Genomic DNA, 24,587 nt, shown 5'->3' with positions numbered 1-24,587 from the left:
GAGTGATCCTTCTGTTCATTCCGCCGTCGCGGTTCAGGGCTGAGGGGTACTGGTACTGGTACTGCGGTTCTCCGACCAGGCCTGCCACAGGGCCGCGTACGGCCCGCCGGCCGTGCGCAGTTCGTCGTGCGTGCCGCTCTCGACGATCCGGCCGTCCTCCATCACGACGATCCGGTCGGCGGCGGCGGCCTGGCTGAGGCGGTGGGCGACGACCAGCGCCGTACGGCCCGCAAGGGCACGCTCGGCGGCCTGCTCCAGCACCTGGGCGCCGGAGCTGCCCGCCTCGGCGGTCGCCTCGTCCAGCACGGCGACGGGCGGATCGGCCAGCACCAGCCGGGCGAGAGCGAGTTGCTGTGCCCGGTCGGCGGTCAGCCGGTGGCCGCCGTCGCCCACGACGGTGTCCAGGCCCTCGGGCAGCGCCTCGACCCAGCCGAGGGCGCCGACCCGCTCCAGGGCCTCGCGCAACTCCTCGTCGGTTGCGTCGGTCCTGGCCAGGCGCAGGTCGTCGGCGAGCGGGCCGGCGAAGACATGCACCTCCTGGGTCACCAGCGCCACCGTACGACCGGACTCGCTCGGCTCCGTTCCGCCGATGTCGATACTGCCGACGGCCGGGCGGTGCATGCCGACGAGGAGCTTGGCCAGCGTGGTCTTGCCCGCCCCGCTGGCGCCGACGAGGGCCACCTTCTCCTTCGGGCGCAGGACGAGGTCCACGCCGTGCAGCACCGGGCGGCCGGGTACGTAGGAGTGGCCGACCCCGGTCATGGTGACCGTGGGAACGGTCTGCGGTGTGTCCCGCGCTGCCTCGCGCGTCGCTTCCCGCGTTGCCTCCGGCGCAGCATCCCCTGCCGGTTCGTCGACGACACCGATCAGCCTGGCCAGAGCGGCGGACGCCGACTGGGCGTTGTCGAGAAGCACCAGCGCGGTGTTGACCGGCCCGAACAGGCTGTGGAAGTACAGCGCGGCCGCCGTCGCCGTGCCGATCGACGCCGAACCGTCGCGTACGAGCAGGAAGCCGACTGCCAGGACCGCCGCGAGACCGATGTACTCGGCCACATGCAGGCGGCTGTAGAAGCGCAGCACCAGCCGTACCCCACGCATGGTCAGGTCGACGGCGGCCCGGGACCGTTCGGTGACCCGCTCGGTGTGCGCGGCCTCCAGCCGGTAGGCCCGTACGGTGGGCGCCCCGCCGATGGTGTCGAGCAGCTGCTGCTGTTGCGCCCCGGTGGCGATGCGCTCGCGCGCGTACAGGGTCGCGGCGTTGCGTATGTACCAACGGGCGGTGTGCGCCTGTACGGGCACCGCGAGGAGCGCGGCGAGCAGGAAGCGCCAGTCGAGCACGGCCAGCGCGCCGAGTGTGAGCACGATGGAAAGACCGGAGTGCGCCAGTTCGGGCAGAGCGGTCCGAATTGCCTCGGCGACACGGGAGACGTCCCGGGTGACGCGGGCGGTCAGATCGCCCGAGCCGGCCTTCTCCAGCCGGTCGAGCGGCAGCAGCAGAGCCCGTTCGACGAACCGCTCGCGCAGCTCGGCCAGTACGGTCTCGCCGAGCCGGGAGACCAGCGACATACCCAGCGCGGTCGTGACGCCCTGGGCGACGGCGACGGCGACCAGCAGCACCACGGGCAGGGTGAGCGCCCCGGCGGGGCTCCGCTCGGTGACCAGGTCGACGATGCGGCCGAGCAGCGGCTGGGTGAGCAGACCCACGGCGGTGGCCACCACCAGCACACCGAACCCGGCCCAGGCCAGTGCCCGGTGCGGGCGCAGCAGCTCGCCGACGGCGGCCCGGGTACGGGCGGGCGTGGCGGTGGGCAGCAGCTCGCGGGCCCCCGCTGATGGCCCTGGCTGCCCCGTTGTGTCGGGTCCCGTGGTCATGCCAGCACCGCCGTCCGGTAGGTCGCGTCATTGCGTACGAGGTCGGCGTGGCGGCCGTCGGCCGCGACCCGGCCGGCGTCGAGGAGCACCACCCGGTCGGTGACGGCGAGCAGCGCCGGGCTGTTGGTGACCAGGACGGTGGTACGGCCGTGCCGGAACTCCCGCAGGCCCGAGGCGATCCGGGCCTCGGTGACCGCGTCGACGGCGGTGGTCGGGTCATGGACGACGAGCACGGACCGGCCGGCGTTCAGCGCACGGGCGAGGGCGACGCGCTGGCGCTGGCCGCCGGACAGTGAGCGGCCCCCCTCGCTTATCTCGGTGGCTGCGCCGAGCGGCAGCGCGCGGGCGACCTCGTCGGCGCCCGCGGCGGCCATCGCCGTTTCGACGCCTTCGACGCCTTCGACACCTTCCACGCCACCGACGTTGTCGCTCAACGTGCCCTCGAACAGATCGGCGTCGTGCGCCGCGACGAGTACGGCCGTACGCAGCTCCGCCGGGTCCAGGCCGGTCAGCGGTACGCCGTCGAGTTCCACGACGCCTGAGTCCGGGTCATCGGTACGGCCGAGACAGCGCAGTAGGGCAACGGCAGCCGCCGGGTCGGTGGTGGCGACCCCGAGCAGCTCGCCGGGCGGGACAGTCAGATCGACGCCGCGTAGCCCGCCCAGGCTGACCTCCCGCAGCCGCAGCCCACCGCGAACGGGACTCGGCAGCCCCCGGTCGCCGGGAACCACGTCGGGTGGCGCGGCGAGCACCCCCGCGATGCGCGCGGCCGAGGCCCGGCCCTGGGCGAACTCGGCGTTCACCCAGGCGAACACCTGCAGCGGCCCGAGCAGGAACAGCGCCAGTCCTACGGCCGACACGAACTGACCGAGCGTGATGTCGCCCTGCACGGCGAGCCGTCCGCCGATCAGCGCGACCAGGGCGATGAAGCCGCCGGTCAGGGCCAGTACGACGCCGCGCTGCCACGCCTCGGCGCGGGCGGCGCGCAGCGTGGCGGCCAGCGAGTCGCGGCTGGTACGCCGGTAACGGTCCACGGCCGCCGCCTGGGCGCCGATGCCCTTGAGCACCCGCAGCCCGGCCACCAGATCGGCCGCGACGCCGGACGCGTGGGCGGCCCGCTCCTGCTCGGCCTCGCTGCGGCGCTCCAGCGGCTTGCTGAGCAGATGACCGAGCCACAGCAGCACGGGCGTGCCCACCAGGACCACAAGACCGAGGGGTACGGAGATCAGGAGCAGCGCCACAGCACTCACCGCCAGCCCGGCGAAGGCCGAAATCCCGAACATCACCGCCAGGTTGACCGCGCCGACCCGCTTGGCGTCCTCGGTGGCGATGTTGGCGAGCGCACCCGGCAGCCGCCCGCCCTCGGCCCCGCCCCGGGAATCGAGTACGCGTCGGACAAGTTCCACCCGCAGCGAGTGCGCCGCCACCTCGGCTGCCTGCTCACCTGCGCGCGCCCCGAAGCGGAAGCTGAATGAAAGCCCCACATAGACGACGGCGAGGACGACGAGCCAGCGCACCAGCGCAGTCGCGTCGCTCTCGGCCACGGCTTGGTCGATCACGATGCCGATCAGTACCGGAACCAGGGCTTCGCCCAGTTGATGGCCGGCGCCCAGGAGCGCGCCAACGGTTACGCGGCGCCGCTGTCCCATGACCGCTCGCGTCAGGACATCCCGACCTGACGGTTCGTCTGCTCCCACCGGCCGCACCCTCCAGAACCAGCCACCATGACAATATTAGGTAAGGCTAGTCTAACTAGGAGCCCTGGAGGGCCGGCCCATGGGGCTGTGCTGAGGGCGCGCGCTCACTGAACCGGGGGCGGCTACTCCCCGGAGTCCTTCCAAGGGTCCTTCTCCGGAGCGAGGCCGAAGCTGCTGCGGAGGTGTGAATGGAACGCTTTGAGGTCGGCGATGCCTTTGCTGAACTGTTCCCAGCCCCGGAATTCCTGGGCCTGTTTATCGGGAGACCGAAAGAGGAGGTCTTCGGAGCCCGAGTCCAGAACGCTGTTCGCGCCGTCGTAGAGGTTCCTGACGGCGGTCGTCCATGAGATGTACGTCTTCTGGTCCGGGATGGATCCGAAACTCCGAGCGTCGCGGCAGGCGGTCACCAAATCCTCGAAGTCAATGACGGAGGCGTCATTGGCGTGCTCGGTCTGGACCTTCACCGCGGCGTCCGTCACGCGACCGATCAGCACAGCCCCTCCGTACTCGTACCAAGAGGTGACGTTGTCGGCGATCTGCGAGGGGTCGGTGGTCACCGTGGGGGTGGCGGTCGGCGTGGCCTCCACCGTCTGCGAGGCGTGGGCGGTCGGCGTGGCGCTGCCGGCCTGCGTGGGGCCGGGGTCGCCGGAACAGCCGGCGAGCACCACGGCGATGAGGGCGGTGACGGTGATGACGGCGGTGAGTAACAGGGGAGTCCGTGCTGTCATGAGCCTCTGCTTCGCGTAGGAGTGGCAGGAGTGATAGCGGTGACTGGGGTCGGGCCTCTTCACTGCCGCGTCCGCGTGATCAGCTGAGCGAGCAGACGAGTGCGGGGGACGATCTGTGTGACCCGGACGTGCTCGGTGTCCGCGTGGGCGCCGCTGCCGACGGCACCGAGGCCGTCCAGCGTCGGACAGCCCACGCCCGCGGTGTAGTTGCCGTCCGAGGCGCCGCCGACGGCGAGTCCCCGCAGCGGCTCCTGGCCCAGCTCCGAGGCGATGGCGGAGGCGAGGGTGAACAGTTCGGCGGAGGACTCCGGTTCCAGTGGCGGCCGTCGTCTGCCGCCCAGTACCTCCAGCCGGGCTCCGTGCGTACGGGCGGTGAGCTTCCGCATGAGCTGGTCCGTCAAGTCCTGTGCCGCCAGGGTCGGCACCCGTACGTCCACCGATATTTTCGCCAGCGCGGGCACGGTGTTGAGCGTGCTGCCGGCCGACAGCAGGGTGGGCGTGATGGTCGGGGCTCCCAGGGCGGAGCGGGTGGTCCCGTTGGTACCCATCCTGGTACGCATCGACGCCCCGAGGCCGGCGATGGCCAGGACCTGGTGAGCCGCCTCCACCGCGGCGTTGACCCCTCTCTCCGGCTCCAGGCCCGCGTGGGCGGCCTTGCCGTGCACCACGACCTCGTATCGTGACGTGCCTTTACGGGCGGTCTTGAGCGCGCCCTCCGCGTTGGCCGACGCCTCCAGCACGAAGGCGGCCGCGCAACCACGCGCGGACTCCTCGATCAGCTCCCGTGAGGTGGGGGAGCCGACTTCCTCGTCCCCGTTGATCAGTACGCACACACCGTCCGGGGAAGGCAGGGAGGCAAGCGCGTGGAACATCTGCACCAGGCCCGCCTTCATGTCGAGCACGCCGGGACCCCGGGCGATTCCGTCGACCACCGACCAGGGGTGGGTCTTCAGCGAGCCCATGGGCCACACCGTGTCGTGGTGTCCCAGCAGCAGCACACGCGGCGTCCCGAAGGCCCACCGCAGGTGGGTCACACCCTCGATCACGTACGTCTCCGGCACGGCGCCCAGCAGTCTCGCGCCGAGGGCGCCGACCACCTCGGCGCTGCGGGCCACCGCCGCGTGATCGGCCGAGAAGGCCTCGCAGAGTACGAGTTCCTTCAGATCGGCCAGCATCGCCGGCAGCGCGATCGCCGCTCCCGCGGTCACCGGCCCTGCCCCGTCTCAACCTGTTCAACCTTTTGCGGCAACAGCATGCTGTCTCCTCAGGCCTGATCCGATCTGAACCGGCCCCGTCCTCAAACGCGACCACATAAACGACGTTAGGACGGGACAAGGCATTCCACCAGCGACTAGATTGCATGTGAGCCATGCATAGGAGGAATGTGTTCGGAATCGACGCGCTGCGTCTGCTGGTGGCCGTGGCCGACACCGGGTCGTTCACCCAGGCGGCGGTCCGGCTCAATTACACGCAGTCCGCGGTGTCCCGGCGCATTGCCTCGCTGGAGCAGCAGGCGGGCGGACCGCTGTTCGAACGGCTGCCCCGGGGCGTACGGCTGAATCCCGCAGGCCATGCGCTGCACCGTCACGCGGTGGAGGTGCTGGAGCGGCTGTCGCGAGCGGAGCAGGAGCTGGCCGTGATCCACGCGGGTCAGGGCGGGACGCTGCGCGTAGGGGCGTTCTCGACCGCGAACATCTCCTTGGTGCCCGCTGCCCTGCGGGCGTTCAAGCAGGCCAGACCCGATGTCGAGATCGTCGCGATCGAGGGCCGGAGCAGCACGCTGATGCAGCGCCTGGCGGAGGGAGCGCTCGACCTGGCGGTGGTCAGCGACTATCCGTCCGGTCTGCCGTCGGCCGACGGTGTCACGACGGCTGTTCTGCTGGAGGACGAACTGTTCGTCGCCCTGCGGCGCGAGCATCCCCTCGCGGGAGCCGGGACGATCGATCTGCGCGAACTGCGCGACGAGGCCTGGCTCCAGGACGCGCCCGCGGGCGGCCGTCCCACGCTGCTCACCGATGCCTGTGCCCGGGCGGGCTTCACACCCAAGAAGATCATCAAAATCGCGGAGTGGACCGGGAAGTTCGGTTACGCGGCGGCCGGACTCGGGGTGGCGCTGGTCCCCTCGCTGGCAACCTGGGCGGTTCCGGCCGAATTGGTCCTCTGCCGGCTCGGCGATCTCGCCATGCGCCGGACCGTACACACAGCGCTGCCCGCCGCCCCACTGCCGGCGGCACTGAAGCTGCGGGATCTGCTGCGGGACGCGCCGGACACGCGCCGGGGGCCCGCAGTCGGCCTGGCTTGATGCCGTTCTTCAACGGGATCATTCTTGACCGTATGGGGACGCCGACAGGCGAAGAGCGACTGGTCATGGCAAGCGACGACGCCACGGCGGTGCTCGGTCAGGCCGGAGGGTGCGGACGCCGTCAATTTCTCGCTGATGGCCGTACCGCTGGTGGCGCGCGGCACGACACTGGGGGTGGCGGTCTCGGTGGACAACGCACGCCGCTACACCCGGGAGCGCACCACCGCGCTGGCCCTGCAGCGCAGTCTGCTGCCCCAGGCAATGAGCGGGCAGGCGGGAGTGGGCGGGGACTGGTTCGATGTGATCCCGCTGTCCGGGACCCGGGTGGCGCTGGTCGTCGGGGATGTGGTCGGGCACGGCATCCACGCCTCCGTGACGATGGGGCGGCTGCGTACGGCCGTGTGGACGCTCGCCGATGTCGATCTGCCGCCGGACGAGCTGCTCACCCACCTGGACGACCTGGTCGGGCATCTGGCGAACGAGCAGTCCGCGGTGACCGGGGAGATCGGGGCCACGTGCCTGTACGCCGTGTACGACCCGGTGTCCCGCTCCTGCACGATCGCCTCGGCCGGGCATCCGCCGCCCGTGGCCCGGCTCCCCGATGGAACCGTCGAGCTGATCGAGGTGACCGCCGGTCCGCTGCTCGGGATCGGTGGGCTTCCGTTCGAGGCCACCGAGCTGGTGCTGCCCGAAGGCGCTGTGCTGGCTCTGTACACCGATGGTCTGGTCGAGACGCGCGATCTCGACGTGGAGCAGGGCATCGCCGCACTGTGCGCCGCCCTGGCGGCCCCGGCGGCCACCCTGGATGACGCCTGTGACACGGTGATCAAGGCTCTGCTGCCCGACCACCGCGCCGGTACGGCCGACGATGTGGCCCTGCTGCTGGCCCGTACGCGCGCCCTGGACGCCGAGAAGGTGGCCGTATGGGACCTGCCCGCCGACCCGGCAATGGTTGCCACGGCCAGGCAGCACGCCACCGAGCAACTGGCCGTCTGGGGACTCGACATGGCCTCCTTCATCACGGAACTCGTGGTGAGCGAGCTGGTCACCAACGCCATCCGCTACGGCGGCGTCCCCATTCAGCTGCGGCTCATCCGCGACCGCTCGCTCATCTGCGAGGTCTCCGACGGGAGCAGCACTTCCCCCCACCTGCGCCGGGCACGCACCTACGACGAGGGCGGCCGCGGACTGCTGCTGGTCGCCCAGCTCACCGACCGCTGGGGCACCCGGCCCGGTCGCAGCGGCAAGACCATCTGGGCGGAGCAGGCGCTTCCGACGGGGTGAGCGGTCAGTCGCAGGGCAACGCGAGCCCGACGACGTGATCGGCGATCATATCCAGAATGTCCGCGCCGGCTGCGTCGTCGCCGAGCGCGAGGAAGTGCAGGGTCAGTCCGTCGGTCATGGTGGCCAGGTAGCGGGCCAGTACGGGGACGGGTACGCGCAGCTCGAACTTCATGCTGTGACGTAGTTCTTCGATGAGCTCGCCATAGGTGTCGGAGTACAGCTCGTACTGCCGTCGCGCCAACTGCTCGAACCCGGGTTGGCGCAGGGCCCACTGCGTCAGCTCATACGTGAGCATGTGCTCGCCGGGGTTGGCGGTCACATGGTCCCAATAGGCCTGGAAACCGGCCCGGATGGTTACGCGGAGGGTGGCCTTCGGGCGGATCGCGTCCTTCACGACCGTGACGTAGTGATCGGTGATCGTCGCGATGACGGACTCGATCAGGGCCTGCTTGGAGTCGAAGCAGTAGTGGAAGACGCTCAGTGACACGCCCGCCTCGGCGGCGATGGACCGGGTCGTCGTCCTGGCGACACCGTCCCGGGTCATCGCGCGGATCGCTGCTTCGGTCAGCTGTCGGCGCCGCTCGGCCGACGGCATCCGCGCCATCCGATATTCCTTCGCTCTCGTGTCCTGGCGCCCTCAGTCGGTCCTCAGCTGGTCCTCAGCTGGTCCTCAGTTGGTATAGACGCCGACTTCGCGCAGGGAGTAGCCCCATTCGGTGCCGCGCTCCAGCCCCTGGATGCGCACATAGCGGGCCGGTACGCCGGTGAACCGGGCCGTGTCCAGGCCACCGTCACCGGCGGTCGTGGACCAGACGGATCGCCAGTTCGCGCCGTCGGAGGAGAGCTCGATGCGGTATGCCTTCCCATAGGCGCGTTCCCAGTCGAGGGTGACGCGCTTGACCAGCTTCGCCGACCCGAGGTCGATCCCGAGCCACTGGTCGTTGCTCCAGTCGCTCGCCCAGCGGGTGCCTGTGTCGCCGTCCACGGCCCTGCCGGGCGCGTAACTCGTGAGCGGATTCCACTCCGCCGAACTGGCCGACACCGCCGAGCCCGCCGCCACGTTGACGTTCGCCTTGTGGTTCTCGGAGGCTCCCCAGGTGTCGAGATAGGACTCGGCGCCCCGGAAGAGGTCGTCCACGACACCCTGGCCGCCGACGAGCCGTATGTCCTCCACCCAGTCCGGGACAAGACCGTAGTGTGCCGCGCCGTCGGTATTGAGGTCCCAGGTGCGCTCGCCGGAGGTCTGCCGGTCGATGACGGTGGTGCCGTCCGCGCTGCGGAAGGGGTACTTCACGGGGTTCGCGGTGTCCGCGCCGCGCGGAGCGGGCCAGCCGCCGACACCGTTCATGTCGGTGCCGTAGCCATAGCCGACGTTGTACTTGTCGCGCAGCGCGTCCGTACGCTTCGCCTCGGCGCTGAACTCCTCCGAGCCGTGCATGTACTGGGCGATGAAGCCGCCGGCACGGTAGACCCGCTCGGTCCAGTTCAGGTCCATCCAGCTGTGCGAGGAGAGCACACCGGCGTACGACGCGGACTCGACGATGTCGAGCACCCGCCCGGTGGCCTTGACGCCCATATGGTCGATCTCCAGCATCATCTTGCGCTGCATCATGCCGCGCACCGCGTACTCACCGAGGTCCGTCAGACCGCGGCTGTTGCACTGCGCGTCCGCGGCGTACGAGGGGACCGACACACCCGGCGGAAGTGTCTTCTCCGCGTTGGGCGCCGCCGCGCCGCCGATGGGGTTGTCGTGCTGCGGGCCTGCGCACTTCTCCGTCTGCCAGAAGGTGCCGGTCGACAGGAACTGGCCGACGTTGATGGCCGTGCCGAGGGTGCCCTCGTCGAAACGGACCCCGCACAGGGCGTTGTCGAACTTGTGGCACAGGAACATGCTGCGCACGCCCAGCGCGTACAGCTCGTCCAGCCCCCGGTCTATGTCGGCCTTGCCGCACTGCGCGATGTCCAGGATCTGCTTGCAGCCGAACGGCTCCGAGGTCTCGACCCCCAGCACGACGGCCAGCTTGCCCTGCTGGACGACCTCGCGGGCCTGCGCGCTGTCGGTGACGATCCTGAACCAGCCCTTGCCCGCCCCGCCGTACATCGTGTCGATGTAGGCCTGCATGTCGTACGTCTTCCGCGCCTGCAGACGGATGGAGGTCATCTCGTCACAGCCGCGGTCCTTGAACGGGTACACCGAGCAGATCACACCGTTGGTGACGAGATCGTTGACGAGCACCCGCTGACCGCCGCGCCAGGCCCGTTCGACCCAGGCGTAGTAGTTCTGCTGGTGGGTCATCGAGTCATAGGCGGGCCAGTCCTTGAACGTCGGCCAGCCGGTCGGGTCGTGCTTTCCGTCACCGCCCTTGGTGATGAAGTCGAAGAGCGCGAGCGAGCCGTCGGGATAGTGCTCGGGGCAGTCCTTGAGCGCGTCGGCGATGCCCAGTTCCGAGAACGGCTTTCCGCAGATGAGCCGGCCACCGAAGGCCTCGTTGGCCATCAGGTGGTTGTGCGCGTCGACGAAGCCCCGCACCTGTCCCTGGGCGTCGGTTCCCTTGAAGGGCTCGCCCGTGACATTGATCCCGGAGTCGGGGGCCGGCCGCGCGGCCGGGGTCCACCAGCCCGTGTCGGCCGAGGAATTGGGCGCGGCGGGCGCGGCGCCGAGCGTCATGGCCAGCACGGTGAGGAGCAACGACAGAACCGTGAGGGGCCTACGCCTGCGGTGCGGGTGTCGAGTCATCGTCATCACTCACGTCTTCGGTCGTCGGCGGACGGCGCGGCTAGCTGTTTGTCATGGCTCGCACAAACGAAACGATTGGGATGAGAATCGCGACTGCCGTCATCGGAGTCAATAGTCCGGGACGGCTGACCTGATGACTCGTCGGTTCCTACAACCCCCTCCGTAATTCGCTGTCGCCCAGGCGTTTCCGCAGGTGAGAATGCGTCATCTCGAAGGGGAGGAATCCATGAGCCAGGCACACCTGACTCTTCACGACCTGCTGCCGCCGCAGGAACTGGCACAAGCGACGCGGAGGCTGCTATGAAGATCTCTGACCTGTTCAGCCTCGATGACCTAGAGGCGTCGATCGCTGCCGGCCACGTAACTCGCAAGGCCCACCCGTCTTTGCCGATCTCCATATTCACGTACACGCGAGCAGCCCAGTACGACCGCGCCTGGACCTCTGTCACCACCCGCTGCCGGGGCCTGGTCGCAGACGACAGGACCGGCGACATCATCGCGTGGCCGTTCCCCAAGTTCTTTAACATGCCCGAGCACGCCCTCGGCCACGACTACGCTCCGCCGCTCGCCGACGAGCCCTTCGAGGTGTACGACAAGGTGGACGGCAGCCTGGCGGTGGTCTTCCACTACGCCGGCCGGTGGCGAGTCGCGTCCAAGGGCTCGTTCATCAGCACACAGGCCACCTGGGCGCAGCGCCGGCTCGACGGGAAGGACACCTCGGCCCTCACCCCGGGCGTGACCTACCTCGCCGAGATCCTGTACCCGCAGAACCGGATCGTCGTCAACTACGGCGACCGCCGGGACCTGGTGCTGCTCGCCGCCTTCGCCAAGGACGGCACGGAGGTACCCCTCGCCGATGCCGCCCCCGCATGGCAGCCGATCGGCTCCGTCGTCACGGTCTGGCCCGCCATGCCGCTCGCCGAACTGCTGGCCATGAGCGAGTCGAACACCCTGCCCGGAGGCCGGGCCGCCACCGGGACCGATGCGGAGGGCTTCGTACTGCGCTTCGCGTCCGGGGTACGGGCGAAGGCCAAGCTGTCGGAGTACGTACGGCTGCACAAGGTACTGACGGGCGTCAGCGAGCGCGACATCTGGCGCAGCCACGGCATCCAGCGCTTCGGCGGCCTGCCCGCCAAGCGGGTGGCCCAGACGCTGGGCTGCTTGGCGGCGGACATCACCGCGTCGGGCGGCCGGCCGCTGGACGCCCTGCTGGAGCAGGTGCCGGACGAGTTCGATGCCTGGGTGCGCGGGGTGATCGCGCGCATCGAGAAGGACGTGGCGGACCGGGAGCGCGCCATCGACGACGCGTACCGCTCCCTCGCCCATCTCAGCGGTGATCGCGCCGTCTTCGCCCGCGCGGCGAAGGCGCTGCCCGACGCCGCTGTCCGCCCCGCCATGTTCCTGCGCCTGGAGGGACGTCCGACGGAACTTGCCACGTACCGTTCCGTGCGGCCCGAGGCGTCCGATCCGTTCAAGAACGACCAGGAGAACTGACCAGTGCCCGTAGTACATGTCATGACCGGCCTGCCCGCCTCGGGGAAGACGACCGCGGCGCGCGCACTGCAGGCGGAGGCGGAGGGCAGGATGCGCCGGGTCAACCTCGATGATCTGCGAGCCATGCTCGACATTCCGGCGCCCGAGCGCGGCCGGTCGTACGCGCACGAGCAGACGGTGCTGGCGATCCAGGACGCGGCGGTCCGGGCGGCCGTCGACGGCGGTTTCGACGTCGTTGTCGACAACACGCATCTGACGCGGCACATCCCCAAGCGGCTGAAGGCCGCCGTGGCCGGGAGCGCCACCTTCGTCGTGCACGACTTCACCGGCGTGCCGGTGGAGGAGTGCGTACGGCGGGACGGCGAGCGGGAGAAATCGGTCGGAGAGGAGATGATCCGGCTGCTAGACGACAAGCACATGAAGGCCAGGAAGGGCGGCTGGCAGCTCACCGGCGAGTGGCTGAACGACGATCCGCCGCCGCCCGTGGATCCGTACGTCGCGGACCCGGCGCTGCCGTCGGCGGTCATGTGCGACATCGACGGCACGCTCGCCCTCAGGGTAGGCCGCGGCCCGTACGACTTCTCGCGCTGTGACGAGGACCTGCTCAACGTCTCGGTACGGCAGGCCCTGTACTCCTTCCGGCGCGCGAACGACGACGTCATCGTGTTGCTCTCGGGCCGGGGCGAGGAGCACCGCGCCAAGACGGAGGAGTGGCTCCGGCGACACGAGGTGCCGTGCGACGAACTGTGGATGCGGGGCGCCGGCGACGTTCGGCGCGACGACATCGTGAAGGCGGAACTGTTCGACCGGCACGTCCGTCACCGCTTCGCGGTTCGGGTTTCCCTGGACGATCGTGACCGGGTCGTCGCCGTGTGGCGGCGTATGGGCCTGCCCACGTGGCAGGTCAATTACGGCAACTTCTGAGCGGCTGAGGCCGGTTGGTGCCCGGGAGGGGCCGGGCCTGGCGGGAACCCGGCGACCTGCGCGGGATCTCGGGCGTGCGACCACTTCCCGGGCCGGTGGCCCAGCGTCCGTCCGGATTCGTGGCTTCATGCGCTGCGTGGCAGGCCGTGCCACACCCCGGAACGTCACTCCCTGGCACAGCACGGTCTCCCACGCGGCGCACAAAGGCTGCAGGCTGGATTCAGCTTGAAGATCAAGTTCGCTTGACACCACACACACCCGAGAAACACCGAGAAACCCGAGCAGCATGGAGTGGCAACCATGAAACACATCAAGCTTGCAGATCTGGAGGTCTCCCGCATCGGTCTGGGCGCGCTGTCGATGTCCCACGCCCCACGCCCCACGGACTGGCTGGGTACGGCCGGCGCGGTCGACGGGTTGGGCGTGGCGCGGGTGGCGCGCGCGGCGAGGTCGCGCAGGTGCTCACGCTCGGCCTCCTCCAGCCGCAGCGCGGCGGCGAGGACGGACTGGGGTTGGCCTCTTTTCCGCGCTCCAGGCGACTGTAGTGGTCGATGCTGACCCCGGCGAGGGTGGCCAGTTCCTCGCTGTCGGCCGCACGGACCGTCCCGCACTATGGCTGCGCCCCGGCACCGGTGAGTAAAAGCGCGTGAGCGGCAACGGGGTGCATCGGCCGCCCCGGAGGCCCGGGGCGGCCGATGCCCATGCCGCTGTCCGTCTGGTGCCGCCGGTCACGGCACAGCAGGATCCAGCACAACGGGCAGCTCCGCGAGGCCGCGGAAGGCCGGGAACGGAACCGCCATCCAGGGCGCCTCACGCGCCGGGTCGGCCAGCGCCACCCTCGGGAAACGGCTGAACAGACCGGTGAGAGCGAGTTGCATCTCCAGTCTGGCCAGTGGCGCTCCCAGACAGTAGTGAATGCCGTGCCCGAACCCCAGGTGGGCACTTTGCGCGTTGTCCGGTCGGGTCACGTCGAACTCGTCCGGGGAGGCGAACTTCAGCGGGTCGCGGTTGGCCGAAGTCAGCGCGATCTGAACCAGTGCGCCCTTCGGAATTCGCGTCCCGGCGATCTCCAGATCCTCTGTCGCGAAACGGAACGTCGCGCTCTCCACCGAGCCGTCGTAACGCAGCAGTTCCTCCACCGCCTGTCCGACCAGCCCCGGGTTCTCCTGTACGGCGTGGAGCTGTGCAGGATGGGAGAGGAGATGGTAGACGGCGTTGCCTATGAGGTACGCGGTCGTCTTGTGACCCGCGAACATCAGCAGAAACGCTGTCGAGATCAGCTCCTGCTCGGTCAGCCCGCCGTCTCTGTCCCGGGCTGCGGTGAGCGCGCTGAGCAGGTCCTCACCCGGGCGGCCGCGCTTTCGCGCGAGGAGACCGGCGAAGTAGTCGTGCAGGCTCTCCTCCGCCTTCTGCTGGGCGCGTTTGGATTCCTTGTCGAACCCGGTTTGCGCCACGGTGGTGGACCAGGCCTGCACCTCTGACCGCTCGTCCGGCGGCACGCCGAGCAGTTCGCAGATCACGGTGATCGGCAGGGGGAACGCGAACGCGGGCAGCAGGTCGACCGGTTCCCGGGTCGCGCAACCGTCCAGCAACGCCTTGACCATGTCCTGGATCCGCGGCCGCAGTGACTCGACACGGCGCGGGGTGAACTCGGAGTTGACCAGCTTGCGCAGCCGGGTGTGTTTGGGCGGGTCCGCGTTGAGCATGTGATCGTCCAGTGCCACGGACGAGTCACCGAAGATCCTTTGGTAGGAGTCCATGGCTCCGTACAGGTCCTTGCTCAGCCGTGGATCTGCCAGCGCCGACCGCGCGTCCTCGTACCGCGTGATCAGGTACGTGTCGATGCCGTGCGGCGGCCGCATGGGGCAGACCGGCGCCGTCTCTCTGAGGCGCGCGTAGACCGGGTGCGGGTTCAGCCGGAACTCGGGGGTGCACCGCTCGGCTGCGGTGACGGGGTCCTCCACGGTGGTCACGGACGGCTCCTGAGGTCGAAGAGGGCCTCGGCGTTGCCACCGAGGATGAGTTGCTGGGACGCCTTGTCGAGAGGAAGCTTCTCGATCATGCGCATGAGCTCCACCAGCGGTACGGACATCGGCGGCGAGTCAGTGCCGAACAGCATCCGCTCCGGTCCCAGCACCTCCGCGTTGAGGCTCAGGTGCGCCGCGCTGAACGGGCTGGTGTCGACGTACATGCGGTGCAGCGCCGCGACCGGGTCGGCGACCGGGCCGGCAGCCGGGTTGGCAGCCCGGCTGCCGGCAGCTGGGGCTGAGGACGACGCCGGTGGCCCGTCCCCGCCACCCCGGTGCCGCTGACGCGTCGCCGCCGTCTGCAGGCGTTCCGGGAGCAGCGCCAGAGCGCCGCCGCCGGTGGCACCGATCAGCCGCAGGCCGGGATACTTGTCCAGCCATCCCGCGAACGCGATCATGGCCATGCCCATGGAGACGTCGCCGAACCGGCCGATCTGCTCGACGAAGCCCACGTCGTCGACCCGCTCCGTGCCGATCGGTTCGGCCGGGGCGTGCACCAACACCGGTACGTCCAGCTCGGCGGCCAGCGCGAAGAAGGAGTCGGCTCGCGGAGAGCCGAGCAGTTCGCCGTGGACGCTGGAGGTGGTGATCAGACCGACGAAGGCGGGGTCTGCCAGCGTCTCCCGGACTCCATCCAGGTGATCGTCGTCGCCGAACGGGTTGGCGTACACATACCCGCGCAACTGATCCGGGAAGGAGGCGATCAGGCCCGACATCCAGGCGTGGAAGCTTCGCAGCCGGTCTCGGGGTTGCGCGTAGTTGTCGACGCCAGGGACTCGCGCCATCGCACCGGCGCCGACCGGACTGCCGATGATGGTCAGGTCGATCCCGGCCTGAGCGCGGGCGGCGAGCATTCCGTCGACGTCCGTCAGGCTGGGCGGCATGGGGAAGCGTCGGGCGGCCTCCGGTGGGGAGAGATGCCCGTGGATGTCGATGATCATGTCTGGGTTCCCGGGGTCGGTGTGAGCGCGTGGGTGACCGCGACACAGTCCTCGTCGCCGTGCCCGAGCTCGGTGGCGCGGCCGTGCGTCTCGGCGGCCGCGGCGGCCAGCGGAAGCCGCAGTCCACCCGCCGCGGCCTGGTCCGCGGCGAGCTGGAGGTCCTTGGCCATCAGGCGCAGCCGGAAGTCGGGCTTGTCGAAACGCCCGGCTGCCAGGCGCTTCGACTTGAAGGCCATGACCGGCGAGGCGAAGCCGCTGCCCGCGATCGTGCTGAGGACGAGCTTCCGGTCGAGTTTGGTGGCGCCCGCCAACTCGACGGCCTCGGCCAGCGCCTGAACCTCGATGCCCATCAGCAGATTGAGGATCAGTTTCATCCGCATGCCGGAACCGAGTTCGCCGAGGTGGACGACTTCCTTGCCCAGCAGTTCGAGCAGCGGCCGCCCCAAGGTGAAGACCGGCTCGTCGCCGCCGACGAACAGCCGCAGCTCGCCGGTGCGGGCGTGCTCCCGGTTGCCCAGCATGCCGACGTCCAGAACGGAGTGCGTGTTCTCGGCGAGACGGACGATTTCTTCGGGGGCGACCGTGCCGGCGCAGACCAGGTGGCCGGGGTACGCCCCCCCGGCCAGGATCCCGCGCGGTCCGTGCAGCACGGTACGGAGGGCTTCACCGTCGGCCACGGTGCAGATGGCAGCGCTCGTACCTTCGACGGCGTCGGCCGGATGGGCTACGGCGATGGCGCCGGCCCTGGCGAGCGGCTCGGTCCGCTCAGGGGTGCGGTTCCAGACCCGTACCGCCATGCCCTGATCGAGAAGACGGGTGGCCAGGCCGGTGCCCATCGTGCCGAGACCGAGGACGGCGACAGGGCCGCTGGGGCGCGTCATGACTTTCCTCCCACGGTCTCCAGAATGACCCGGTACCGCAGCGACTGGCGGTGGTCGACCCATTCGCGCAGCGGATCCACCAGTGCTTGGTGATCCTCGCCCTGCTGCCAGGCGAAGAAGTGCTCGGGCGTCTCCCACTCGCTGGTGATCACCCACTGCCGGGAGTCGTCGATGGGTTCTCCGAGTCGGTCGATGATGTGTCCGGGGACGTCGGCGACGGATTTCCTTATTCGCTCGTACACCTCCAGAAACCCTTGCTCGCCGCCCTCGACGACGTGGACCGCGTATACCACCGACAGCCTGTCGGCCGGTTGGCCGTTCCGCACAGCGCCCATGTCTCCTCCTGGTGTGAGATCTGGCAGAACACGACTCCCACCACCTCATTGGTCCCGCGGCCACGCAACTCCAGCGCGGGGACAGGCCAATGGAGAGAAGGGCTCCGCCGAATTTGCTAGCCCGTACGGGTGAGAATGGAAGGGGCGCTTTCGCGAGTCGCCGCGCTCGGCCTGGCAGGCGCTCGTATGCGAGTTGATGCCCGCCGCCAGTCAGGGCACGGACGCGGCGAAGAAGTCCGCCGAGAGGAGCGGGAGGAGCCGGAGGGGCGGGAAGAAGCGGAGCATCGTGGGTCAGGCCGGTCCCGGCCAGGCAGCCGTCGATGAGGTCACGGTGATCGAGGGCCAAAGCTATTGCCCTCCGTGATCACGACCGGGGATGATCACGGCCGTGACCCTCTTCCTCGCTCTCCTGACGGCCTTTCTCTTTGCCTGGCTCATCAAGATTTTCGTGGCTCCCGCCCATCTCGCGGACTGGGTCCGCAACCGGTTCGTCCCGGTCGAGTACGGGCTCGCTCCGCGCGAACAGCTGGATGCCCACCGGGCCGGGCCGCCCCTCCCTGTCTACCGGCGCAAGGAGATGCAGGCCCTCGCGGACGCGGCTTGGGAGGGCGACTGGCGTCCGGCAGCCGCCTACGTGGAGGCCGCGGGCCAGAACTGGGACGAACGCTGGTCCCGGCTGGCACTCCTGCGGGAGATCGCCGAGGGAAGCGACGCATGGCTGGACGAGTGGTGTGAGGCTCAGCCGAAGAATTGCGCCGCCGCCACCCTCCACGCCGAGATGCTGCTGCACCGCGCCTGGCAGATCCGCGGCGGCGCGTACGCGGACAAGGTCCCGGCCGAGAAGATGGCCCGCTTCCATGAACTGCTGCCCGCCTCGATGACGGCGGCGCGGGAAGCCGCCCTGCTCGCGCCGGAGGATCCGGGCCCGTGGGTCGTCATGATCACCGCCGCCCGCGGTGTCCAGTACACCCCCGAGCAGTTCCGACCGCTGTGGGACGGTCTCGTTGCCCGTGCTCCCTAACCACTACGCGGGCCATATGCAGGCCCTGCAGTACTGGTGCGCCAAGTGGTACGGCTCCGACAAACTGATGCTGCAGTTCGCCGAGCGCGCCGTGCGGCACACCCCCGTCGGCAGCCCGCTGGCAGGCATACACGTGCACGCTCTGTACGAGCTGACGGAGCGCTCCGGCGCGTCGGCCGTCCCGGCGTCGGGCACGGCGAAGAAGCTGCTGGAGGATGTCGCCCGGTCGCTGAGCACCGTCCCCGACGACGATGAGCGCCTTCCCCGGCTGCGGCATCTGCTGGCGTACTACCTGGTCAAGGCCGGCCAGTACGACGCGGCGCTGGAGCAGTTCCGGCTGCTCGGCCCGTGGTGCGGCGCGGCGCCGTGGACGGAGGAGGACGACCCGGTCGCGGCGTTCGATCTCGCCCGGGGCACCGCCGCGAAGAAGGCCAAGGGAGACCGGCCGGCGAGGTTGTGAACCGGTCTGTTCGAACGCGTGAGTTCAGCGGTTCAGCGGTTCAGGGGCGGGTCGACGCCCTGCGGACGAGTGCGGCGCGGTCTGGGGCAAGGAGAAACGGCATCAGGGCACGCACGGCGGCGGCGAAAGCCCGGACGCGTACCGCCGCCAGCCGGGGGCCGTAGGCGGTATGGGGCAGGTGGTTGATGGCGCCGCCGAGGCCGCACTCGGCGTACAACTGCTCGACGGCGGCGTGGGCGCAGGGGCCGGGGCCGGGGTCGGGGTCGTCCAGGACCTCCACGAACGCCACCACTGCGGATTCGTGGATCCAGTAGTGGTGATAGACGGTGATCAGCAGACCGTGACCGTCGTAGTCGAGGCCGCCGTCGATGTCGCAGGGTCCGGTGAATCCCGCCTCCGCCAGGAACCCGAAGGCGTCCCGCCCCACCCGGCGTACCACTTCCGCCGGCGTCTCGCGCTTCCCCATCCCGCCACCATCCGGCGGAACCGCCGCTACCGCCAGACCCGCGTCCGCGCGAGTGAATGCCCTTACCGAGGAAGGCCGCTGTACAGGCCGCTGTACCCTCCCCAGCATGAGAGTCGACCAGTTCGTGGACGCTTTTCAGGGTGGCGGCGTGCGCGTCCAGCTCAGCTGGGACCGCCTGGACTCCTCTGAATTCAGCGCCACCCACACCGTGTCCCGGTCAACAGGTCTGCTCGGTTCCCTGTTCACCGTCTGGTACGAAGGCCAACAGGGCGGAAACAGTGACTGGCGCCGCGCCGCCCACCCCCTCCGGGTCTCCGAGGCGAGCAGGACCGAACCCGACTGGCCCGCCAACCGCCGCCATCGGGTGTCGTCATTCGAGAAGGAGTTCGTCCAGGCTCGGGAGCCCATACAACTCGTGTTACCCACATACGCTCTCCACGACGGCGGCCTTCTCCTCCTCGACGGTACCCACCGCGCCGTTGCCGCCCACCGTGCCTCGGTGCCGGTGCGACTGCTGATCTACACCCTGCGTGGGCCGGTCCACCAGGACGTCCTCCCGGACCTGCGGCATCACACCGCCCGCGTACCGCCGTCCGGCCCTGGCACGAGCGTCGGCTGAAGGCCGGGGGCGGCCGGTGGTTCTTGCTGCCGCGCCAGGGCCAGCCGCATCTCATTGCCCTCCACCAGACCGCGCAGCGACTCCCACCGCTCGCTGCGCCGCAGCCGCATCGCTGAGCTCAGCACCAGCCAGCACAGCACGGCACCGGTCAGTGCCGCAGACGTAACGGCGAGCGGCCCTGGCCCACCCAGCGTGCTGAAGAGCCATGTGCCGAGGCCGATCGGGAACAGCGTCGACACCAGGATGTTGATTTCCCTTTCCGTATCGAACGGCGCCAGGTCAGGCATGACCTCCCTCAGCCACTGCTTGGCATAGACGAAGGCCTCCAGGCTGTTGCCCCAGGCCAGCGCCCCTCCCAAACCGTCCCGCCCGACTCCGTCGGAATCCTGCTCGGCCGAAAGGAACCGCGCGAGCAGCGGATGCGCCAGAAAGCAGCTGTCCACGGCGCGGTCACCGTATCGGGCCCGCAACTGCCGGTGCAGCTCCGCAGCTGTGGCATGCGGCTTACGTGATACGCGCTCAGCAAGTCCTAATACCTGGAACGCGATTTCGCGAGTCACATACCCGACGACATAGGAGACCGCGGCGAGCAGCACTGCCAGCAGAATGGCGAGCGGGCCATGCACGTCCTCGCTGAACCGAACGATTTGCGCCCAGGTACCGTCCCCATGTTCGGCGTGCATCAGCAGGACAGTCGCGCCCACCACCGTCACCACGCCCGGCAACAGCACACTCGTCAACTGCACTGTGAAATATGTCGACAGCCGCTTGCCGCCGGCTTCCCCTGCGAGCCCAGTAACACTGATCGGGTCCACGGTCCCTCCCCCGGTCGCTTCCCGCGACCAATGTGCCCGACAGTTCTACGGTCCCGCCAGACGGTCTTCGGAACCGTTACAGCGTCAGGGTGCGCAATGCCGCATACCTGTGAGCACCGTTACTCAGGACGGCGACTGCGGGCTGTCGGTGGACCACTTGGGGTTTTGCGTGTACGGCGGGCCCAAAGAAGGGAAGCCATCGATGGATGACCTTGGAGGTGCTCGCATGAACACTCGCCTGAAAGACCTGCGTACGGCTGCCTTGTTCGCCGCCACCGTCGCCCTGCTCTCACTGACTGTCCTCCCCGGGAACGCCTCCGTACCGGAAGGGGCGCCCCGAGCCGCCCCGGCCGGCAACGGACAGCTCGTCGGCACCTTCAACATCTACGGAAACAAAGGACACCAGGGCAACGGCGGCAAATGGATCAAGAACGAGGCCGACGCCATCAAGGACATCGTCCTCGACGACACCTCACGCTGGTTCTTCATCGCCCTGCAGGAAACCTGCAAGAACCAGGGCGAGCAGTTTGCCCAAGAGCTGGGAATGAAGAGTGCTTTCGTCGCCACCGGGCCGAAGTGCGCCAACGAAGAGCCGTACGGGAACACACTCCTGTACCACAGCGGCCGTGTCCTTCCGTCCGCCCTGCTGCCCAACCCCGCCGACAAGGAGGGGCGCGGCATCATCTGCGCCGCGTTGCGCACCAAGGGCGATCCGTCCACCGAGGTCGCCGCGTGCAGCACCCACCTCAGTGTCGACAGCGCCGCCAACCGCGCCGCGCAGGTCAAGTTCATCAACAGCGACATGAACGACGGCTCCGACTACCAGCCGGAAGGCCGGCCGCTGTTCGCGTACGGCTCGGTCATCATCGGCGGCGACTTCAACGCCTTACCCCGCGCCGCCGAAATGGACTCCATGTACGCCGGCATCGAGGCGAACGGGCCGCGCACCGCGCAGATCCCGCAGATCTACCCGACGACCGACGACGGCCGCAAGATCGACTACCTGTTCACCTGGGACATGCGCGGCCCCGGATCCTGGGACGCCCTCGCCACGGGCGTACAGGACAGCTCCAACTCCGACCATCACCTCTACTACAGCAAGTTCAGCCGGGGCTGATCACCACCGGCGCGGGGTACAACCGCATCGCAGGGGTCAATCCGCTCGTACGTAGTCATCTACCGAAGGGCCCGGAATCGTGGAAGAGACGGAAGTATCGTTCTACTACCGGTAAGTCGATGGGTCGTACTCGATCCGGACAGACGCTGACCGGTGTGAAGGGGCCTGTGGAGCCGCCGGAGGGCGCGATGGAGATCACCGCGGACAAGTACGCCGCCGGTGTCGCCGCGGTGGACGGTCTACGACGGGCTGCGTGCCCTGCGTGCCCTGCGGCTCTTCGGAGACGACCGTGCGCGAGATTACTGGATACGAGGGAGAGTGATGGCCACCCTTGAAAACGACCTGACCAAGCCGGCCCAGCCCGCCTGCACGGCCCACGGCCAGTCCACCGGCGCACGCGCATATGACGGCCGGCCCGTGCCCCAGTGGGATGAGCCCGGCGACGACACGATCCAGCGGGCATGGACGGCAGCCGCCGCCGCTGTGCTGCCCACGCCTCGGGACGAGGAGTGATGACGTGGCAACGCCTCTTACCGCCTCCACGCTGCTGAAAGCCCTCCGTAACGAAGGGCTGCGCGTTGTGGAGCACCGGAGCTGGCGCACACACAACCGCAACCACAAAGGTCCGTGGGGCCCGGTGTACGGAGTGATGATCCATCACACGGTGACCTCGGGAACCCAGAGCTCCGTGGACCTCTGCTACAACGGCCACTCGACCCTGCCGGGGCCGCTGTGCCACGGTGTCATCGCGAAGGACGGCTCGGTGCATATGGTCGGCAACGGCCGGGCCAACCACGCCGGACTCGGCGACGACGACGTTCTGCGCGCCGTGATCAACGAAGTGGCGCTGCCCACCGACAACGAGGCCAACACCGACGGCAACCGTCACTTCTACGGCTTCGAATGCATCAACCTGGGCGACGGAAAGGACCCGTGGCCAGCAGCTCAGCTGGAGGCCATCGAAAAGGCGTCGGCGGCGATCTGCCGGGCGCACGGCTGGTCCTCCCGCTCGGTGATCGGGCACAAGGAGTGGCAGCCGGGAAAGATCGATCCGCGCGGGTTCACGATGGATTCGATGCGGACCCGGATCAAAGACCGCCTCACCGGCATGAATCAGGAGGACGATGTGCCGTCCATGCTCAGCGAATTCACCGCGACCCTGACCAACGTACCCGCCGGGAAGTGGACGACCCTGGCCATGGCCGTCGACGCGAAGATGCTGCAGGGCCCGCTCACCGCCTACGACGTCAACGTGCAGCTGCGCGTCCGCGGATGCCTGCCCGGCGCGAAGCTCCAGGGCCGCTTCTACCACTACCAGACCGCGACGAAGAAGCGCTCCGAGGGTCTCGCGATCGACGCCTACGGCCCCGCTGAGGGCGGTGACGCCTACCCGCAGTACCGCAAGTCCGGGGCGCTTGGCGCCGGATGGGAGCTCCGCTTCGAATTCTTCGCCCACAACGACCGGGCCGTCTCGATCGCGCACCGCGTCGTCGAGGGCCCGTTCTGGCCCGCCGACTGACCCCTGCTCACCCTGGCCGGCCACTCACCGAAGAGTGGCCGCCGACGCGGCCCAGGCTTACCCGGCCTGGGCCGGGTGGTTGAGCCCCGGCCGGCTTCAGGCGGGGAGGTGGGCGAGCCAGTCGGTCAGGAGCCGGTTGGTCTCGGCGGGGTGCTCCTGCTGGATCCAGTGGCCGCAGTTGTCGAGGATGTGGGAGGAGATCAGGCCAGGCAGGGTGGCGGGGTAAGCCTTGATCGCGTCGGCCATCCAGGTGGTGGAAGCGTCCAGGCCGCCGCCGATGAACAGGGACGGCTGAGTGATGGGGGCGCCGTCGAAGTCGGCGAGGTCCTCCCAGTCCCGGTCCATGTTCCGGTAGCGGTTGAGCGCCCCGCTCATGCCGGTCCGCTCGAACTCCCCGGCGTAGAGGTCGAGGTCGTTCTCGCTGAGCCAGGCGGGCCGCCGGCCGACGGGGAAACGGTCCCGCAGCATCCCGCCGCGGCCGACGAAGTACGGGCTGGGCCCGCCGGGTGCGGGCATGGTGTCGGCGGACAGGGCGGCGTAGAAGCCCGCGAGCCAGCCGCGCACGTCGGGCTCGGCCTCGGCCTCGGCGCGGCCGGGCTGCTGGAAGTAGGAGACGTAGAACTCCTCCTCCCCACCCATCTGCGCGAAGACCTCGCTGGGCCTCGGTCCGCCGCGCGGGGCGTAGGGAACGCTGAGAAGTCCCACCGCGCGGAAGACATCCGGCCTGACGAGGGCGGAGTTGGCGGCGATGGTTGCCCCCCAGTCGTGGCCGACGATCACCGCGGACTGTTCACCCAGGGCGTGCACCACGGCGGCGTTGTCCGCCACCAACTCGAGCATCCGGTACGCGTTCGTATCGCCGGGCCTGGAGGAACGGCCGTAGCCGCGGACATCGATGGCGACCGCACGGTACCCGGCCGCGGCCAGCACCGGCAATTGGTGACGCCAGGAGTACCAGGACTCCGGGAAGCCGTGCACGAGCAGCACCAACGGCCCGGCGCCCTGTTCCACCAGGTGGATCCGGCCTGCGGGCGAGGAGACCAGCCGGTGAGTGACGTCCGTGGCCTGATGCGACATGAATCCTCCAGGGCTCTCGATCTGCCGTGTGCCAAGACCGATGCCCGATCATGCGAGGAACGACACGGTCGTTGCCAGCCTTGTTGCCACTTCAGCAAAAAAGGCCCCTTGACTGACACGCGCCCCGCGTCGGGCGAGGTTCCCGGTGTACGCCGGGCCCAGTCCCCTGTGATCACGACTGCGGTGCGTTGTGTTGGTCCTGTTCATCCCGGTGGTGCGCCGGGCGCGGTGGTGAATCTCCAACGGCGGCTGCAGACAAGGGCGCTAAACA

22 protein-coding genes and 2 pseudogenes are annotated in these 24,587 nt (G+C 69.2%); 10 read left to right on the top strand and 14 right to left on the bottom strand.

From position 1 onward, the window contains the following. Positions 1-33: 33 nt before the first annotated feature. From ACIHCQ_RS38315 to ACIHCQ_RS38300, 4 genes are all read right to left on the bottom strand, one after another. Complete coding sequence (locus ACIHCQ_RS38315) at positions 34-1,872, bottom strand: ABC transporter ATP-binding protein (RefSeq protein WP_399673126.1); 1,839 nt, start codon at positions 1,870-1,872, stop codon at positions 34-36. Then, positions 1,869-3,521 (bottom strand): ABC transporter ATP-binding protein, encoded by a 1,653-nt coding sequence (locus tag ACIHCQ_RS38310; protein WP_399673124.1) that lies wholly within the window; start codon positions 3,519-3,521, stop codon positions 1,869-1,871. Before ACIHCQ_RS38310 ends, ACIHCQ_RS38315 begins: the two co-directional genes overlap by 4 nt. Before the next feature lie 170 nt (positions 3,522-3,691). Further along, positions 3,692-4,297 carry a hypothetical protein gene (locus ACIHCQ_RS38305; RefSeq protein WP_399673122.1) on the bottom strand — a complete coding sequence of 202 codons (606 nt, stop codon included), beginning with the start codon at positions 4,295-4,297 and terminating at the stop codon, positions 3,692-3,694. A 59-nt stretch (positions 4,298-4,356) separates the two neighbouring features. Continuing rightward, positions 4,357-5,472 carry a M20 family metallopeptidase gene (locus ACIHCQ_RS38300; RefSeq protein ID WP_399673201.1) on the bottom strand — a complete coding sequence of 372 codons (1,116 nt, stop codon included), beginning with the start codon at positions 5,470-5,472 and terminating at the stop codon, positions 4,357-4,359. Positions 5,473-5,681: 209 nt separating this feature from the next. On the opposite strand from ACIHCQ_RS38300, the gene ACIHCQ_RS38295 reads away from it, so the two are divergent. After that, positions 5,682-6,599, top strand: a complete 918-nt coding sequence (locus tag ACIHCQ_RS38295; protein ID WP_399673120.1) for a LysR family transcriptional regulator — start codon at positions 5,682-5,684, stop codon at positions 6,597-6,599. 66 nt (positions 6,600-6,665) lie between these two features. Further along, a pseudogene (locus ACIHCQ_RS38290) lies at positions 6,666-7,883 on the top strand (SpoIIE family protein phosphatase); the annotation flags it as partial. A gap of 4 nt (positions 7,884-7,887) precedes the next feature. On the opposite strand, the gene ACIHCQ_RS38285 reads toward ACIHCQ_RS38290, so the two are convergent. Next, the gene (locus ACIHCQ_RS38285) at positions 7,888-8,487 is read right to left on the bottom strand and encodes a TetR/AcrR family transcriptional regulator (RefSeq protein WP_399673117.1); all 600 of its coding nucleotides are present in this window, start codon (positions 8,485-8,487) and stop codon (positions 7,888-7,890) included. A 66-nt stretch (positions 8,488-8,553) separates the two neighbouring features. Continuing rightward, positions 8,554-10,620 carry a discoidin domain-containing protein gene (locus ACIHCQ_RS38280; protein WP_399673199.1) on the bottom strand — a complete coding sequence of 689 codons (2,067 nt, stop codon included), beginning with the start codon at positions 10,618-10,620 and terminating at the stop codon, positions 8,554-8,556. Positions 10,621-10,920: 300 nt separating this feature from the next. Here ACIHCQ_RS38280 and ACIHCQ_RS38275 point away from each other — a divergent pair, with 300 nt between their 5' ends. Beyond that, positions 10,921-12,114, top strand: coding sequence for an RNA ligase (locus ACIHCQ_RS38275; RefSeq protein ID WP_399673115.1), 1,194 nt, complete (start codon positions 10,921-10,923; stop codon positions 12,112-12,114). Between the two features lie 3 nt (positions 12,115-12,117). After that, positions 12,118-13,038 (top strand): AAA family ATPase, encoded by a 921-nt coding sequence (locus ACIHCQ_RS38270; RefSeq protein ID WP_399673113.1) that lies wholly within the window; start codon positions 12,118-12,120, stop codon positions 13,036-13,038. Between the two features lie 398 nt (positions 13,039-13,436). On the opposite strand, the pseudogene ACIHCQ_RS38265 reads toward ACIHCQ_RS38270, so the two are convergent. The 5 genes and pseudogenes from ACIHCQ_RS38265 to ACIHCQ_RS38245 form a co-directional block, all read right to left on the bottom strand. Next, a pseudogene (locus ACIHCQ_RS38265) lies at positions 13,437-13,621 on the bottom strand (helix-turn-helix domain-containing protein); the annotation flags it as partial. A 145-nt stretch (positions 13,622-13,766) separates the two neighbouring features. After that, positions 13,767-15,011 carry a cytochrome P450 gene (locus ACIHCQ_RS38260; protein ID WP_399673111.1) on the bottom strand — a complete coding sequence of 415 codons (1,245 nt, stop codon included), beginning with the start codon at positions 15,009-15,011 and terminating at the stop codon, positions 13,767-13,769. Continuing rightward, the gene (locus ACIHCQ_RS38255; RefSeq protein WP_399673108.1) at positions 15,008-16,006 is read right to left on the bottom strand and encodes an amidohydrolase family protein; all 999 of its coding nucleotides are present in this window, start codon (positions 16,004-16,006) and stop codon (positions 15,008-15,010) included. The genes ACIHCQ_RS38260 and ACIHCQ_RS38255 overlap by 4 nt, the downstream gene beginning before the upstream one ends. After that, positions 16,003-16,887, bottom strand: a complete 885-nt coding sequence (locus tag ACIHCQ_RS38250) for an NAD(P)-dependent oxidoreductase (protein WP_399673105.1) — start codon at positions 16,885-16,887, stop codon at positions 16,003-16,005. The genes ACIHCQ_RS38255 and ACIHCQ_RS38250 overlap by 4 nt, the downstream gene beginning before the upstream one ends. Then, positions 16,884-17,222, bottom strand: a complete 339-nt coding sequence (locus ACIHCQ_RS38245) for an antibiotic biosynthesis monooxygenase family protein (RefSeq protein WP_399673102.1) — start codon at positions 17,220-17,222, stop codon at positions 16,884-16,886. The genes ACIHCQ_RS38250 and ACIHCQ_RS38245 overlap by 4 nt, the downstream gene beginning before the upstream one ends. A gap of 388 nt (positions 17,223-17,610) precedes the next feature. Here ACIHCQ_RS38245 and ACIHCQ_RS38240 point away from each other — a divergent pair, with 388 nt between their 5' ends. Both ACIHCQ_RS38240 and ACIHCQ_RS38235 read left to right on the top strand, forming a co-directional pair. After that, a complete protein-coding gene (locus ACIHCQ_RS38240; RefSeq protein WP_399673099.1) occupies positions 17,611-18,243 on the top strand; it encodes a hypothetical protein in 633 nt (210 codons plus the stop codon). Next, positions 18,227-18,703 carry a hypothetical protein gene (locus ACIHCQ_RS38235; protein WP_399673097.1) on the top strand — a complete coding sequence of 159 codons (477 nt, stop codon included), beginning with the start codon at positions 18,227-18,229 and terminating at the stop codon, positions 18,701-18,703. The genes ACIHCQ_RS38240 and ACIHCQ_RS38235 overlap by 17 nt, the downstream gene beginning before the upstream one ends. Before the next feature lie 40 nt (positions 18,704-18,743). Here ACIHCQ_RS38235 and ACIHCQ_RS38230 read toward each other — a convergent pair whose 3' ends face one another. Next, positions 18,744-19,169 carry a hypothetical protein gene (locus ACIHCQ_RS38230; RefSeq protein ID WP_399673095.1) on the bottom strand — a complete coding sequence of 142 codons (426 nt, stop codon included), beginning with the start codon at positions 19,167-19,169 and terminating at the stop codon, positions 18,744-18,746. A gap of 106 nt (positions 19,170-19,275) precedes the next feature. Here ACIHCQ_RS38230 and ACIHCQ_RS38225 point away from each other — a divergent pair, with 106 nt between their 5' ends. Then, entirely contained in the window at positions 19,276-19,788 is a 513-nt protein-coding gene (locus tag ACIHCQ_RS38225) for a hypothetical protein (RefSeq protein ID WP_399673092.1), read from the top strand. Here the strand turns inward: ACIHCQ_RS38225 and ACIHCQ_RS38220 are convergent. After that, a complete protein-coding gene (locus tag ACIHCQ_RS38220) occupies positions 19,740-20,603 on the bottom strand; it encodes a hypothetical protein (protein WP_399673090.1) in 864 nt (287 codons plus the stop codon). The genes ACIHCQ_RS38225 and ACIHCQ_RS38220 overlap by 49 nt on opposite strands. A gap of 226 nt (positions 20,604-20,829) precedes the next feature. On the opposite strand from ACIHCQ_RS38220, the gene ACIHCQ_RS38215 reads away from it, so the two are divergent. The 3 genes from ACIHCQ_RS38215 (at position 20,830) to ACIHCQ_RS38205 (ending at position 23,239) form a co-directional block, all read left to right on the top strand. Then, complete coding sequence (locus ACIHCQ_RS38215; RefSeq protein ID WP_399673088.1) at positions 20,830-21,720, top strand: endonuclease/exonuclease/phosphatase family protein; 891 nt, start codon at positions 20,830-20,832, stop codon at positions 21,718-21,720. A gap of 321 nt (positions 21,721-22,041) precedes the next feature. Further along, positions 22,042-22,233: a hypothetical protein gene (locus ACIHCQ_RS38210; protein ID WP_399673086.1), complete on the top strand. Its 192-nt coding sequence runs from the start codon at positions 22,042-22,044 to the stop codon at positions 22,231-22,233. A gap of 4 nt (positions 22,234-22,237) precedes the next feature. Further along, positions 22,238-23,239 carry an N-acetylmuramoyl-L-alanine amidase gene (locus ACIHCQ_RS38205; RefSeq protein ID WP_399673083.1) on the top strand — a complete coding sequence of 334 codons (1,002 nt, stop codon included), beginning with the start codon at positions 22,238-22,240 and terminating at the stop codon, positions 23,237-23,239. 96 nt (positions 23,240-23,335) lie between these two features. On the opposite strand, the gene ACIHCQ_RS38200 is transcribed toward ACIHCQ_RS38205, so the two are convergent. Next, positions 23,336-24,316 (bottom strand): alpha/beta fold hydrolase, encoded by a 981-nt coding sequence (locus tag ACIHCQ_RS38200; protein WP_399673080.1) that lies wholly within the window; start codon positions 24,314-24,316, stop codon positions 23,336-23,338. Positions 24,317-24,587 lie beyond the last annotated feature (271 nt).

The organism is Streptomyces sp. NPDC052236, assembly GCF_044548015.1.
In the GTDB taxonomy this organism is placed as follows: domain Bacteria; phylum Actinomycetota; class Actinomycetes; order Streptomycetales; family Streptomycetaceae; genus Streptomyces.
Note: the sequence above shows the minus strand (reverse complement) of the source record. Positions and strands in the feature narration are given on the sequence as shown.